This window comes from Streptococcus sp. Marseille-Q6379 (genome assembly GCF_965119505.1).
In genome coordinates, this window is sequence record NZ_CBCPLV010000001.1 from 1,013,479 (window position 1) to 1,028,005 (window position 14,527).

Sequence of the window (14,527 nt, forward strand, 5' to 3'; positions counted from 1 at the left end):
TGATAAGGTTACTTCCAATAGCGATAGATTGTGCCATCTTCTAACTGAAAGTGACCAATATAAGATAACTTCCCAAAATCAGTAGACTCTGGCAATTGATAAGCAAAGGAATCAAAATTATAGACCTTGTGCCCATCATCCATAGAGTAGCTATCCTTATCATGGATAACGGATTCATCTTTCTTAGGGTTCCAAATGCGTCTGATTTCATCAGATGTCTTATACTCTCTGACAAAATTGTACAATTCAAAGTTAGTTGCCTCACTGAGATAGCGACCATCGGTGTTGTAGTTAGCTAATTGAGGCTCTCTCTTAGCCTCAGAATAATTCCAAACCTGTCCTCTTTCTCGCATGATATCGGCATCACGGCCACTTTGATAGGTATCTGCCTTAACCATCGTCATTGTTACTCCTAACGTTAATACGGTGACTACTGTCATCATTAAATGTTTCATTATTTCTCCAAACGTGTTTATTCATTTTTCCCTCTTTTGAATGTGTTGTATTTGTATGATAGAAAATAAGTGAAACCTGAGACGCGTAAGCTCCCAGGTTTTTTACTCTTTAAAATGCGTTTGAATCAGTTTCACAAGGAGGCGGTAGGCAGCTAATGCCAGCAAACCTCCTAAAGTATTGGTCCATAAATCATCTAACTCAAAGACACGATTAGCATCAATGAGAAGGTCTAGAATCACTTGTCCAACCTCAATCGTCAAAGACATGATAAACGTGGCTAAAAGGACCTTTTGCCAAGACCTGAATCTGGGGTACAAGGCTAAAAGTCCTAAAATCAGCGGACTCAGCAAGAAAATGTTGGTCACATTTTGCCCAAGCACAAAGACAATCTCTTTAAGACTATCCAACTGATAAAAGTTGGTCAAACTATTGAATGGGGTCAAGAGGACCACTACACGACCAAAATGTTGAATCCCAGGAGTTTCAACACCTTCAACTAGTCCGTACTGGGGTGTCCAACATAGGAGCACTAAACAGAGGAGATAAGCACAAACCAAAACTTGGCTTGCTTGTCTTCCTTTTGGTGTTAGTTCTCCGTCCTTTTCTACCCAAGTCGTCAGCTGAAACATCTTACTTACCTTCTGATTTACCAGAAGCTTCTGCTACAGCCTTTTGACGGTCACGTTTCATAGTGTTTGAACGCAATTGTCCACAAGCAGCATCGATATCTGTACCGTGTTCTTGACGAACGACACAGTTAACCCCGTTTTTCTTGAGCACATCGTAGAAGGCCGCCACACGTTCCTTGGTTGAACGACTATATTGGTCGTGCTCTGATACTGGGTTATATGGAATCAAGTTGATGTATGACAACTTACGGATTTTCTTAGTCAAATCAGCCAACTCTTGAGCGTTTTCAGGGTGGTCATTTACCTCATTAAGCATGATGTACTCAAAAGTTACACGACGGTTGGTTGTCTGGATGTAATACTCGATCGCTTCAAAGAGTTTTTCAAGTGGGAATGAGCGGTTAATACGCATGATGCTTGAACGAAGGTCATTGTTAGGCGCGTGAAGTGACACGGCAAGGTTAACTTGAACACCTTCGTTAGCAAATTCCTTGATTTTTGGTGCCAAACCAGATGTTGACACGGTAATGTGACGCGCTCCGATAGCAAGACCATTGTCATTGTTAATGGTACGCAAGAAGCGAAGCACATTGTCATAGTTATCAAATGGCTCACCGATACCCATAACAACCACGTGGCTGACGCGTTCACCGTCGCCACGGTCATCAAAGTATTTTTGTACCAACATGATTTGCGCCACAATCTCACCAGCAGTCAAGTCACGTTGTTTCTTAATCAAACCACTGGCACAGAAAGTACAACCGATGTTACATCCAACCTGAGTTGTCACACAGACAGACAAACCATAGTGTTGACGCATCAAAACCGTCTCAATCAACATACCATCTGGCAATTCAAAAAGATATTTAACGGTACCATCTTTAGATTCTTGAACGATACGTTGTTTCAATGGGTTTACGCAGAAATTCTCATTCAATTTAGCAATGAAATCCTTTGAAATGTTGGTCATTTCTTCGAAAGATTGCACACGCTTCTTGTAGAGCCAATCCCAAATTTGAGTAGCACGGAATTTCTTTTCGCCGTGTTCCATAGCCCAATCAATCAACTCGTCACGAGTAAGACCATAAATAGAAGGTTTGTAGCCTTCCATATCCTCTAACTTCTGACGTTTACGACGTTCTGGTTTTGCTTGTGTTGTTACTTCTGACATAGTTTAATTTCCTTTTTTTCTGATTGTGAAATGCTGACCATCTGACTTGGTCTGGCTTTGTTTCTTCGATGGGGTGTTTTGACCTTTAGATTTTGGAGCTTGCTTCTGACTCTTCTTGAAGTTAGGCTTACGCTCACGACCACCGTCCTCGGATCTAGATTTGAACTTAGGGCGACGCTTGATTTTCTCAAAGCTTGGACCCTCTTGATCCCTATCTCTTCGTTTGGACTTGTCTGGCTTTTGCTTAGCAGAAGCTTTTTGCCCCTTATTCTTTTGAGAAGCATTGCGCTCTCTAGATTCCTGAGAAGCATTACGACGATTATTAGAACGACGGCGCTTGCGACGAGGTTCTGTCTCCTCTTCAAAGACGATTAATTGCGGCTCTTCATTTTTCAAAATAAAGTAGGCACAACCAAAGGCACAGTATTCACGCAAATACTCCGACAATCGGCTAATGCGGTCTGTCTTACGCGTATTAGGGCGCTCGTCCTCGTAAAATCCCTTAAGGCGAAGCTGATCATTGGACCAGTCCCCAACGATATAATCATACTTGAGCATGATTTCAGAAAAACGTTGCCCAAAGCGGGTAGCGTCTAAAGCATCCTTGTGATTTTCAAGAACTGTAAACTGACAGGCATCTGATTTCAGAAGATCAGCCACATACACAAAGTCTGGCCCTGGATATTTATTATAATTAAACATTTCTGGCAAGATTTCTTTACGCATGTGCCATCCTTTCTGCTCTCTCTTATTTTCTATCATGATGCTGTAATAATGTCTCTATATCTTATCCCAATTGGCACCATTTTTTCCTAAATACTTGGCCACAAGTTCCCTTAACAAATCTGGAAAAAGAAGAGTAACTTCCTTTTCCTTAATTGTAGGAAAGTAAGAAGCAAAGTAGTACTGGTCCACAAGGACCAAACTAAACTTCTCATTGGAATCTACAACCCTTCTATTATACAACAAATTACCGTTTTTGTAAGCAAAATTCCCCGTGATTACTTCACCAAATGTCTTCCCTCTAAATCCCATACCTTTAATAGCTTGATTTTTAAGGAGTTCAGCCTTAGTAAAAACTTCCTGACAGATTTCTTTGAGCTCTTGTCCTGTCACGACTAGACGTGCCATCCGCATCTGATGAGGAAGGGCTTCTTGCAGGTCTGCCATGGTCACTTGAGGACCTAAAGTCTTCATGATGAGTCCAGTATTTAAAAGCGTTAATTGGCTATGAGTCTCCTGACAAACAGCCTGTAAAACCAATTGACAGGTCTCATCAAAATTTAGTTCTCGACCTAGATTAGCTACTTTTTTCTGAGCTAAACGACGATGGCCTTCCTCACGCATTGCCTTGATAAAGGTTTCGTCCTCCTTGTCTAAATCCAAGATATAGGACTTGGTGGGGATAGCCTCAATCTGACACTCTATCAATTGCCCATTTTTCACAGTAAGATCAATACAACCGATATAATAACCATACCTATCTGCAGCCGCTAAATAAGTCTCATTAATCAACTTGCCCTCTTCAAAAAGGTGATGCGTGTGACTCCCGATAATAAGATTCACCTGAGGGTAAGTCTCTGCAATCTGCTCATCATAACGAACACCTAGATGACTAAGAACGACGACTATGTCTGCATCCTTTACCTCAGGGCGAGCCAAATCCTCTTCCAACTGCGTGAGTGGATTCAAAACCTCCCAACCGTTGGGAGCATAGGTGATGTAATATGGGAAGGTATAGGCCAAGAAAGCAATGTTTGTACCTGCTTTAGTTTTATGGATAAGATAGGGCTTGGCCCATTCAGGCTGACTCCCTTCATCCTTGAGATTTCCTATAATTGGCTGAAACTTGGCCTGCTCATAAAGACAGTCTAGCTCATCCTTAGCTAGACCAATCCCCTCATTATTTCCAATAGTCGCATAGTCTATCCCCAGCTCATTCATCAGGGCTACATTAAAACGCCCAGCGGTCGCATCAGATAGGGGATGGGACTTATCCACATTATCCCCAAGATCTACCTTAATCAACTCTCTATCCGTCTGACTCAAATCATCCACAGCTCGCTTGAGTTGTGGATACTGTTCAAAATGAGAGTGTAAATCATTAATATGAAGAATTCGAATCGTGTCTTTCATGACTCCTATTGTAGCACTTTTGCTATAAAAAAACTTGACAATCAATCTGCCAAGCCTTTAACTATTTTTCAAACAGGAAGGTATTCCTAGTTAACTTTCTTTTTAACATATTCTTCTGCCAGATGATAGACGTCATCTGCTAGGGATATACTGACATAGATGCACACAATTGAGAAAATTTCTCCTCTAAAGTGTTGCCAAGCAAAGAATATAAGCCCATAAATTAGGAGGGCAAGTACTATTTGGCCAAAAAATTGACCCAGTAATCGCCTAATAACGACAAGTAAGGCCATAAGTAATCCCACCTTTAATACCATAACCAATACCCTTTAAGGCTGCACCTTGCCAAGTACCTGTTTGAATACCACCTTTAACGGCTCCTCCAACAGCCCCGACACCTACGGCAGCTGTAGCTCCCCAAAAACTACATGCTCCCCCCTTAACAGTAGAAAGATCTTCGGAATTAAGTGAGTTAAAATTGTTAATGATTTGTGTTGTCATTAAAACAACCTCCTTTAAAATATTTTGTTCTACCCTTTTCTCAAAAGGTATGATTTTATTATAGGTAGAAAGCCAACAAAAAAGTAGTGACATTTATGTCACTACTGGATTTTTGAGAGTTGATTCAACTAGTTACCTCAAACTTACAAATTATTTTACTTTAAACGGAAAGCTTCTTAAAAATAGCTGTGATAAAACTATTTAAAATCTGTCATAGTTTCAGTTCTTAAGACAGCCAATTATTTTGCGAGTGTAGTGAGCATATACTGAGACTTGTCACTGTGATAATGACGACTAAGACTTTGTAGTCATAAGCGTTGGGAAGTTTTGAGACCTTAGGCTCAAAAGAAAAATATATCTTCAAACTAAATAAGGTCTTTTGAGTTTCCAAAAAGTTTGATAATAATCAAAAAAGCTGAAACACTTTGGTTTCAACCTCTTGAATTTTTAAATTAAAATTTGCTCTCACCTAGAAGCCAATACTTAGAAACTTTGCTTCTTAGCTTTACGCTCAGCACGCCCCTTCGCACGATTAGCTGCACGACGCTCACGTTTGCGTTTCTCGTCAACCTTCCACTGAATTTTCTTCTTGTAGCCAGGTTTGATTTTTTTCTTTTTCTTCTTAACCAAACCGATCATTTCCGTATCAAGTTTTTGATAGGCTTTTTCACGGTTGGCACGACGGTCACGGTCATAGGTATCTTGAAACTCGCCGTCCTTATAGACTTTAGGTTCAAAGGTAATCCCCATCTTTTCAAGCTCACGAATATCTGAGTCGTCACTTGGTTGATAGAGGGTAATGGCTGTTCCTGACAAACCATTACGTCCTGTACGTCCTACACGGTGAACAAAGAAAGACAAATCCTGAGGGATGGCATCATTGATAACATGGCTAACCCCTTCAATATCAATCCCACGCGCTGCAAGGTCAGTCGCTACAATGTACTCAAAATCAAGCTTCTTGACTTGATTCATGATACGCTTACGTTCACGTGGTGGAATACCTCCATGAATTTTGGCAACCTTAAGACCATTTGACACTAGGTAGCTGTGCAAATCGTCAGCACGTTCCTTGGTATTAACGAAAATCATTGCCAGGTATGGTTGCATCCCCTTAAGCATCTCAAGAATCTGTTCATTCTTGTTGCGCCCCTTGGTAGATACCAACCAGTTATCAATGGTATCTGCAATAACTGTTGAAGTTTTGATTTGTTCCATGACTGGATTGGTCAAATACTTCTTCAAGAATGGTTGCAATTTTTGAGGAATGGTTGCTGAGAAGACCAAAATTTGAACTTCCTTAGGCAGACTTGCCGCAATCTTATCCACAGTATCCAAGAATCCCATGTCCATGGTCATATCAGCTTCGTCAACAACAAAGGTATGGGCCTTGTGGATAGCCAAGTCACCAGACTTAACTAGGTCATAAATACGACCTGGTGTTCCGATAACAATATGGGGTTGGGCTACCTTGAGCTTCTCAATCTGACGTTGCTTGTCTGTACCACCCACATAGTTAACCACACGAATTTCTGTATCAGAGTGTTTAGCAATCTGTTTTGTCGCTTGGTAAATTTGTGTCGCCAATTCACGTGATGGCGCTGTGATAACAACTTGAACATCACCACTCTTTGGATTGAGCTTCTCAAAAATTGGCAAGAGGAAAGTATGTGTTTTCCCTGAACCCGTCTTTGATTCACCAACCAAATCACGACCTGAACGGACTACAGGAATCAATTTCTGCTGAACAGGTGTTGGCTCCTTAAACTTAATCTCGTCAAGAGCCTCCTGAATAAATGTTTTAAAATTAAAATCTTTAAATGACATGTTTACTTACTTCTTTTCTATCTAGTCTATCCTTATCATTATAACAAAAAAAGAGCATTTCTGCTCTTTTCATTTATTTCATAACGTTTCCAAGAACCATCCAAAGAGTAATAGCACTTGCGAGCGCTCCAACAGTCCAAAGGAAAGCATCAACCTTCCACTCTGACCATTTGTCACCCTTACCTGAAAGGCCACCCAATTCGAGGTGGTGGTGGAATGGTGTCATACGGAAAATACGACGACCTTCTCCATACTTACGCTTAGTGTATTTAAAATAGCTGACCTGTAGCATGACAGAAGCTGTCTCAAAGACATAAACCACACCAATCAAGAGTAGCGTCCACTCTACACGTAGGGCAATAGAGATAACCGCAAGCATAGCTCCAAGTGACAAGGAACCAACATCTCCCATAAAGACCTTGGCTGGCTTGTGGTTAAAGACGAAGAAGCCAAGAAGAGCCCCAATCATAGTGATAATGATGGTCAAGATAGCGAACTCACCCTTGACAAAAGCGATAATCCCATAGGCAATCAAGCTGATAACCACAGAGATAGAAGCTAAACCATCAATACCGTCTGTCAAGTTCACAGCATTTGAGAAACCAACAATCCAGAATAGGACAAAGAGAACATAAAAGACACCGAGATGAATGGTTAATCCACCAATAGCTAAGCTATCTGTCCCACTAGGAAGTACGTGGATAAAGTAGAAAAGCAAACCCGCAATAATCTGCAAGGCCATCTTTTGCCAAGGTTTAAGTCCCTCATTGATTTGACGGAAAATCTTAAGGAAATCATCAAGGAAGCCGATGATTCCATAAATCAAAATCACAAAGAGAATCCCTACTGTGGCACCATAGGCTTGGTGCCCCTCGCTAAAGACGTGGAAGTTGAAAATCAAGCTAACCAAGATGGCAACCACTAGGAAGACTGTCCCTCCCATAGTTGGCGTCCCAGCCTTAGCCAAATGCTGCTTCACATCTTCATGCATTTGTTGGCCACCGATTTTCTTGATTTTGTAGTAAGTAATAAAGTGAGGCATGGCGAGCACCGTCAACACAAAGGCGGCCACGCCTGCTATCAGACTCATAGTCATCTTAGTCTCCTAAAGTAATGGTAATCTTCTTGGTTTTAGACAGGGCTTTTCCTGCCGCAACACTTTGTTTGGTAACAGTCCCTGACTTGCCACCCTTGTAAGTAATTTTAATGCCCTTCCATTTGGCAAAGGTTTCAACGTTCTTCTTGGTCCAACCATACATGTCTGGAAGTTCTGTGAAATCATTGGTCATGATAAGAATCTGTTCATTAGCCTTGATATTGGCTTTGGCATCTACAGAAACCTTCTCAATCTTATCACCAACACCCAGAACAATCGGATGAATCAAGTTTTGACGAAGGGTGTTAGCTGTCTCGCCCGGACTCTTACCGATAATATCGCCGGTTTGATAGCTCGTTTCCTCGGTCTTTTCACTACCTTCAGACACAGAAGTATCTAGGGTGTCTCCCATAGACATGGCTTCTTCCAAAACCGGGTTAACCACAGTTGCATAAAAATTATTATCCCAAGTCTTAGGCTCCAGTACAGTCACATACATGATGTATTCTGGATTATCTTTAGGTACCATGGCTACAACTGAATTGAGGGTTTCATTGGAACCAACTTTGTAGGTCCCAGTCTTCTCATCAGCAACTTCGGCCGTACCAGACTTAACCGCTACATCATAGTTACCAACCTTGATAATAGGTGCCCCTTCAGATTTATTGTAAAGGGTACCGAACTCTGGATCCGTACCAACGGAAATCATATAGTTACGCGTTTCAGAGGCAGCCTGCTTAGAAACTGGCTTACCGATAACTTCCTTCTTCGCTGTACGAACTGTGCCTTGGTTAGTATCGGCAACTTGTTTGATAAATTGAGGTTCTAGCATTATACCATTGTTTGAAATAGCGGTAAAGGCTCGAAGCATCTGCACCTGAGTCACCGAAATCCCTTGTCCGAAGGACGATTGAGCTATATTAACAGAGTTTCGAGAGACAACCCCTGAAGATTCACCGACCATCCCAAAACGGGTTGGAAGACCAAATTTGTAAAGAGATAAGTAGTTAGACCAAACCTTGTCTCCCATCTCTTGTTCTAGCATGGTCATACCAACGTTACTTGAATAAGAGAAGCCTTGAGCAAATGACATGGTACGACCTGTTGAGATACCCTCATTGATTGACCAGTCATTAATTTCAACGTCGTCAACCTTAATACCATTAGCATTACTGAAGGTCGCATTCGGGTTGAAGCTTCCATTGTTAATAGCAGCTGACAAGAGCATGACCTTCATGGTTGAACCAGGCTCATACTGGGCTTCGTAAAGACGGTTAACCCAGTCATAATTCTTCTTAGCCTGTCCCTCAAGGGTATCCGAATTATAGGTCGGACGTTGTGTCGTTGCAAGAATCTCACCTGTCTTAGCATTAACAACTGTCGCTGAAGCATTTACCCCTTGCGTCTGCTCCATAAAGGTATCCATCTGCGTTTCTAGGAAGGTTTGAAGAGGCGCTGACAAGGTTGTATAGATGTTCTTACCATCGATAGCTTCCTTGGTAATGGTTTCCGTACCTAGAAGCGTATTACCGTTTTTATCCTTTTCATAGATGGCCTCACCATCTGTCCCAGTCAAGAGGCTATTGAGCGAACGCTCCAAACCAGTTTGACCAATCAAAGAATATGAGCCGTCTTTTTTATTTTCAACAGCTTCAGCACGACCAAGAAACTCTGACGCGAAGGTTCCATTAGGATACATTCGTGACGTTGTTGCTTCAAAGGCCATCCCCTTAATTCCCGCATCTTTAAAGGCTTTTTCTAGTTCTTCTTTAACAGAGTAGGTAATTCCCTTTCCCTTTAGTCCAAAGGAAACCTGGTAGGCACCCTTAGTACGCAATTGGGCCAAGGAATCACTCTTTTCAATTCCTAGCTTATCCTTTAAAATATCAGCAACCTTGTCAAACTGACTATCTTGGACATAGAGTTTTTCTTGAGTCGCTGACACATAGCTGGTCGACACGATAGCGTAAATGGCATAACTGGTTGAATCCTCAGCCAAAACATTTCCATTTCGGTCGTAAATTGTCCCACGCTTGGCAGCCACTGTGGTCTTAGTGTTATAAGATTTAGCAGCCTGCGTCGACAAATCGACACCAAACTTACTATCTGTCCCGATAATCACCACAAAGTTGATAATAAAGACGAAAAAGATAAAGATGCTGAGAACCATAAGGTTCTGACCAACGTGCTGTCGATTCTGGGCTGGCTTTCGCCTATCCCTAACGACATAGTTTAGAAATAAATGTTTAAGTTTTCTTAATCTGTTCATTGGTTACTTCACACTCTTAATACTATCGTTATTAATAGACAGGCCTGCCTTATTAGCAATCTCTTTAATACGGTCAGAGTTAGTCAACTCATTAACCGCCTGCTTAGCATTGTTAAGCTCTGTTTTTTCATCACTAATCTTGCTATTAAGGTCTGTGATTTGTTGCTTGATAGCCTGATTACGCCCTTGTAAAAATACAACTGCGATACTCATCACAATAGCTGTCAAAACAATTGCCGAATAGAAAGCCTTTTCCATACGCGTCATAAAACGAATATGGTTTCTAATGGCTCTATTGACAATCTGATGTTCCTTATTTTCCATAATTATTTCCTGATTTTTTTAGCCACACGCAATTTAGCAGAATGCGAGCGGTTATTAGCTTCTAATTCTTCCTGACTAGGTAGGATTGGCTTGCGATTAACTAAGGCTACCTTAGGTTGGAGGTCTTCAGGAATAAAGGGCAGACCTTTAGGCACATCTACCGTACTGGCTTCCTTGAAAAGCTGTTTAGTCAATCGATCCTCCAAAGAATGGAAGGTAATGACCGAAATACGACCATCCACAGCAAGTAAGTCCAAGGCCTCTTGAATAGACTCATCCGCAGCACCAAGCTCATCGTTCACTTCGATGCGAATAGCTTGGAAAATTTGCTTGGCTGGATGGCCCTTCTTCTTCAATTCCTTAGCAGGCTTAGCTGATTTAATGATTTCCGCCAGTTCCGTCGTGGTCTCAATTGGTTTAACCTGACGGGCCTGTTCAATCTTACGTGCAATTTGTTTAGAGAACTTGTCCTCACCATACTTGAAGAAAATGCGCACCAAATCGTTGTAAGGATAGGTATTGACCACATCATAAGCGGTCAGACTCGCCTCCTCATTCATACGCATATCTAGCTTGGCATCCTGTTTATAGGAGAAACCACGCTCACGCTCATCCAACTGTGGGCTAGAGACACCCAAGTCATAGAGAATGCCATCAATTTCAGACATCCCCATGGCTTCAAGGTTGGACTTGAGATTACGGAAATTATCCTTGATGAAAGTCACCATACCCTTATCAATATAGTCCTTGAGACGCACTTGAGCATTATCAATAGCCTTTTGGTCCTGATCAAAGCAGTACAAATGACCCTTTTCAGATAATTGCGACAAAAGATAAGACGAATGTCCTGCGCCACCCAAGGTCGCATCAACATAGATGCCATCGGGCTTGATATCAAGCATATCAACAGTTTCGTGTAAAAGAACGGTTACATGGTGAAATTCATTAGTCATAACTTTTATTATAGCATAAGAATAGAGAAATTGTCTCGCCTTGAAAGTTGTTAGGACGGCAAAAAAACCAGACCCAAGGCCTGACTTTATGATTGATATATTGGTTCTCAAAAATTAATCCACTCTGTAATAATAGTCTCCCTCAGATGGCATCCCATTCGTCGCTAAGATTCGATCCTTGCTACTGTCTCCAGCATTTGTAAAATCAGCGACCCCTTTAGGATAGAACTGAATGGGGGTATTACCTGTTGGATTGGAATCAACATAAGTTAGGTTGAACCCACCTGAGTCAGATTGTTTTGCACTCACTGAATCAATTGGGTAGGTATATCCCCAGAGTTCCAATTGTCCGTCCGAAGTAATGGTGATGGTCTTTCCATTTGAAGACTTCCATGTTCCTACAGCTGATTTGTAATTGCCATTTTTGAGCTCATCAGGCTTGAGGGCTGATGAACTTGTTTGAGTTTGTGACGATGTGCTCGAGCTATTATTAGTAGGGGCACTGCTCAGATCCTTCCAATCCCAATTAGAAAGATCAACCTCATCTGCACCCGAATCACTGTCCTCTTTTACAAGAGACTGACCATCACTACTAAAGCGGTAGCCTGCACCTCCACCAGCCATAGCACCAGCACTACCATAGTAGCTAAAGGTGTTATCCATAAGGTAGGCCAATGTCATACGCTCACCCAACATGCCCAATTGCGGACCTTCTGTCAGACGAACAACCTGACCACTATCCTTAGAGATAGTGTAAATATCCGTAATCACATGTTCTTTAAAAAGTTTACCTGGCTTAAAAGCAAGAATCAACTCATCAACACCATTACCATCCAAATCACGGTAAGTATAGACCGTTGAGGCAGGACTTGTTTGAGAATTAGCATAGTTCACAACGAGAAAATTAAGTGAAGCATCCGTTTGATTGTTGGCCACAGCCGCTTGGTACTTACTAATGATGCTATCATAGGCAGAAATATCTACCTTCTCCTCCTGACTTGAACTTTCACTGCTACTTGATTGTGACTGCTCTACTGATGAAGATGAAGTCGTCGCTGTTAAGCCATTCTGCTGGTTTGAACAAGCTGCTAATAGGACTAAACTAGATAATCCTGTTACTAATGCTAAAACTTTATTTTTCATCTCTAAACCTAAATTCCTTTTCTTTAATCCTTATTCTGCTGTCCCAGAGCTGACATCTGCACTGTAGGCAGGAGCTGTGTAACTTGGAGCATCACTATGTGACTCTGTATAAGCTGTTGGTGGCACATAGTTATACTGGGGCGCTTGATAAGCCTCTTGTGCTGAAGAAGGCGTTGGTGCCGATGCTACCGCAGGAGTTGAGCTTGCTTCTGTCTGACTAGCTGCTTCTACCGTTGAGCTTGATGACGACGAACTTGAGCTCGATGACTTGGATGAAGCCTTGGGTTTGCTTGATGATGATTGCTTAGTCCCCACCTTAACTTGGACCTTAGCATGATTCTGCGCAGGCTGCAAAAAGACAATAGCCAATGCCAAAAGAATAGCCGGTAGGGTAAATGCCAAAATAAGGTAACGTTTTTCTTTTAAATGACGAAATAGTTTCATAAGTTATTCACATTTCTTAAATATATTTTAGTATTGATTAGTCTCAGATAAGATTATATCAGAAATATTAAAATGTGCAACATTAACATAAAACTTTTTTGACATTAGAAAAACCAACTCTTTGAGTTGGTTGATTGTCATTATTGCTGTGGGTTATCGACGTTGTTGGATGGCACTTCTACTTTTGTTGGTTGACATAGTAGAAAAATAAGGATAAAAATACCGACAAAAGGAATTAAAGGAATAAAAATATACGGCCAATTATAGCCAGCATCACGCAAACGACGAACAGTTATAGCAATACCAGGTAAAACCGTAGCAACACCATAGGCAAAAAAGATAAGTAGTAAAATAACACCAATAGTAAATAAATCGCTTGATCCTGTTTCAGATTCCATTCTTTCAAATACTGCTATGAGCAAATACCAAGTAAAGAAAATCAATAGATGTGCCGAATATGCAAACCAGTAATCTGAAGGTGTCGAACGTCCCGTAAAATCAACATAGCCCTTCCAAAATTTTTTGTAGGCTTCAATCATAATAAAATCCCCCTTTTTTATGATACTTCCAGTATAACAAGTGACAAATCAACTAAAAAACAGCCTAGCGAGGCTGTTAAGTCATTATTATTGTTGTGGGTTATTGAAGTTGTTGAATGGGTATTCCACTTTACTTGGTTTACATAGCAAAACAATTAGGATAATCCAACCTACAAATGGGATAAATGCAACAAAAATATACGGCCAATTGTAGCCAGCATCACGCAAACGACGAACCGTTAGAGCAATACCAGGTAAACACGCAGCAATACCATAGGCAAAAAAGATAAGTAGTAGGATAAGCGAAATAACAGCCAAAAAGCTTGAATCAGTTACAGCTACAAGTCCTCCAAATACTGCTTGGAGTAAAAAATAAGCAAAGGTAATCAATACATTTACCAAATATACAAACCAATAATCTGAACGTGTTGAACGGCCTTCAAAATCTACATAGCCCTTCCAAAACTTCTTATAAGCTTCAATCATAATAAAATCTCCTCATTTTTTGATATTTATAGTATAGCAATAAAAAAAGAATTTGACAAATCAACTAAAAATCAGCCATAATAGGCTGCTAAATACTTATCATTATTGTGGATTATACAAATTATTGAATGGTAATTCCACCTTTGTTGGTTGTAAGGTTAAGATAAAAATAACAAAACTACCAAGGTAGGGAATTAGCGATAGGAATATCAAGGCCCAGTGGTAACCTGCATCTCGTAAACGACGTACTATGATTACAATGGATGGTACAAGTGAGGCCAACGCATAGATTCCAATTCCTAACACTACAATATAGATCAAAATCATTTGAAAACTATATGCGTCAGAAGTATACGTTGCCGGATCTCCCCCTAAAATCATGATTAATATAAGTAAGAAACCGAAAAGTAAAAAAACCAAACATTGCGCAAGCACATTAAGCCAATAATCTGAACGTGTTGAACGGCCCTTGAAATCGACATAGCCCTTCCAAAATTTTTTGTAGGCTTCAATCATAATAAAATCCCCCTTTTTTATGATACTCCCAGTGTAG

16 protein-coding genes are annotated in these 14,527 nt (G+C 40.8%); all 16 read right to left on the reverse strand.

Annotation, left to right across the window (positions count from 1 at the left end; genetic code table 11):
* Window positions 1-8: 8 nt before the first annotated feature.
* The 16 genes from ACWPVZ_RS05055 to ACWPVZ_RS05130 all read right to left on the reverse strand — a co-directional run bounded on the left by ACWPVZ_RS05055 (window position 9) and on the right by ACWPVZ_RS05130 (window position 14,490).
* Entirely contained in the window at window positions 9-404 is a 396-nt protein-coding gene (locus ACWPVZ_RS05055) for a hypothetical protein (RefSeq protein ID WP_014634994.1), read from the reverse strand.
* A 153-nt stretch (window positions 405-557) separates the two neighbouring features.
* Window positions 558-1,085, reverse strand: coding sequence for a VanZ family protein (locus ACWPVZ_RS05060; protein ID WP_454381217.1), 528 nt, complete (start codon window positions 1,083-1,085; stop codon window positions 558-560).
* Between the two features lies 1 nt (window position 1,086).
* On the reverse strand, window positions 1,087-2,196 hold the full coding sequence (gene rlmN / locus ACWPVZ_RS05065; protein ID WP_096832658.1) for a 23S rRNA (adenine(2503)-C(2))-methyltransferase RlmN: 1,110 nt from the start codon (window positions 2,194-2,196) through the stop codon (window positions 1,087-1,089).
* Window positions 2,197-2,259: 63 nt separating this feature from the next.
* On the reverse strand, window positions 2,260-2,982 hold the full coding sequence (locus tag ACWPVZ_RS05070; RefSeq protein ID WP_048790202.1) for a YutD family protein: 723 nt from the start codon (window positions 2,980-2,982) through the stop codon (window positions 2,260-2,262).
* A 54-nt stretch (window positions 2,983-3,036) separates the two neighbouring features.
* Entirely contained in the window at window positions 3,037-4,392 is a 1,356-nt protein-coding gene (locus ACWPVZ_RS05075; RefSeq protein ID WP_454381220.1) for a bifunctional metallophosphatase/5'-nucleotidase, read from the reverse strand.
* Window positions 4,393-4,662: 270 nt separating this feature from the next.
* The gene (locus ACWPVZ_RS05080) at window positions 4,663-4,893 is read right to left on the reverse strand and encodes a Blp family class II bacteriocin (RefSeq protein ID WP_013991130.1); all 231 of its coding nucleotides are present in this window, start codon (window positions 4,891-4,893) and stop codon (window positions 4,663-4,665) included.
* 483 nt (window positions 4,894-5,376) lie between these two features.
* Window positions 5,377-6,720, reverse strand: a complete 1,344-nt coding sequence (locus ACWPVZ_RS05085) for a DEAD/DEAH box helicase (protein WP_002884262.1) — start codon at window positions 6,718-6,720, stop codon at window positions 5,377-5,379.
* A 73-nt stretch (window positions 6,721-6,793) separates the two neighbouring features.
* Entirely contained in the window at window positions 6,794-7,816 is a 1,023-nt protein-coding gene (gene mraY, locus ACWPVZ_RS05090; RefSeq protein ID WP_002891748.1) for a phospho-N-acetylmuramoyl-pentapeptide-transferase, read from the reverse strand.
* A gap of 1 nt (window position 7,817) precedes the next feature.
* Window positions 7,818-10,085 (reverse strand): penicillin-binding protein PBP2X, encoded by a 2,268-nt coding sequence (gene pbp2x / locus ACWPVZ_RS05095; RefSeq protein ID WP_289092878.1) that lies wholly within the window; start codon window positions 10,083-10,085, stop codon window positions 7,818-7,820.
* Between the two features lie 3 nt (window positions 10,086-10,088).
* Window positions 10,089-10,409, reverse strand: a complete 321-nt coding sequence (gene ftsL, locus ACWPVZ_RS05100; protein WP_002891750.1) for a cell division protein FtsL — start codon at window positions 10,407-10,409, stop codon at window positions 10,089-10,091.
* A gap of 2 nt (window positions 10,410-10,411) precedes the next feature.
* Window positions 10,412-11,362: a 16S rRNA (cytosine(1402)-N(4))-methyltransferase RsmH gene (rsmH, locus tag ACWPVZ_RS05105; protein WP_014635000.1), complete on the reverse strand. Its 951-nt coding sequence runs from the start codon at window positions 11,360-11,362 to the stop codon at window positions 10,412-10,414.
* A 114-nt stretch (window positions 11,363-11,476) separates the two neighbouring features.
* The gene (locus ACWPVZ_RS05110) at window positions 11,477-12,505 is read right to left on the reverse strand and encodes a hypothetical protein (protein WP_454381224.1); all 1,029 of its coding nucleotides are present in this window, start codon (window positions 12,503-12,505) and stop codon (window positions 11,477-11,479) included.
* Between the two features lie 30 nt (window positions 12,506-12,535).
* Window positions 12,536-12,949 (reverse strand): Wzz/FepE/Etk N-terminal domain-containing protein, encoded by a 414-nt coding sequence (locus ACWPVZ_RS05115; RefSeq protein WP_414340927.1) that lies wholly within the window; start codon window positions 12,947-12,949, stop codon window positions 12,536-12,538.
* Window positions 12,950-13,089: 140 nt separating this feature from the next.
* Window positions 13,090-13,488 (reverse strand): DUF805 domain-containing protein, encoded by a 399-nt coding sequence (locus tag ACWPVZ_RS05120; RefSeq protein WP_414340928.1) that lies wholly within the window; start codon window positions 13,486-13,488, stop codon window positions 13,090-13,092.
* A gap of 87 nt (window positions 13,489-13,575) precedes the next feature.
* Window positions 13,576-13,974, reverse strand: coding sequence for a DUF805 domain-containing protein (locus ACWPVZ_RS05125; RefSeq protein WP_414340929.1), 399 nt, complete (start codon window positions 13,972-13,974; stop codon window positions 13,576-13,578).
* A gap of 102 nt (window positions 13,975-14,076) precedes the next feature.
* Entirely contained in the window at window positions 14,077-14,490 is a 414-nt protein-coding gene (locus tag ACWPVZ_RS05130; protein ID WP_414340930.1) for a DUF805 domain-containing protein, read from the reverse strand.
* Window positions 14,491-14,527 lie beyond the last annotated feature (37 nt).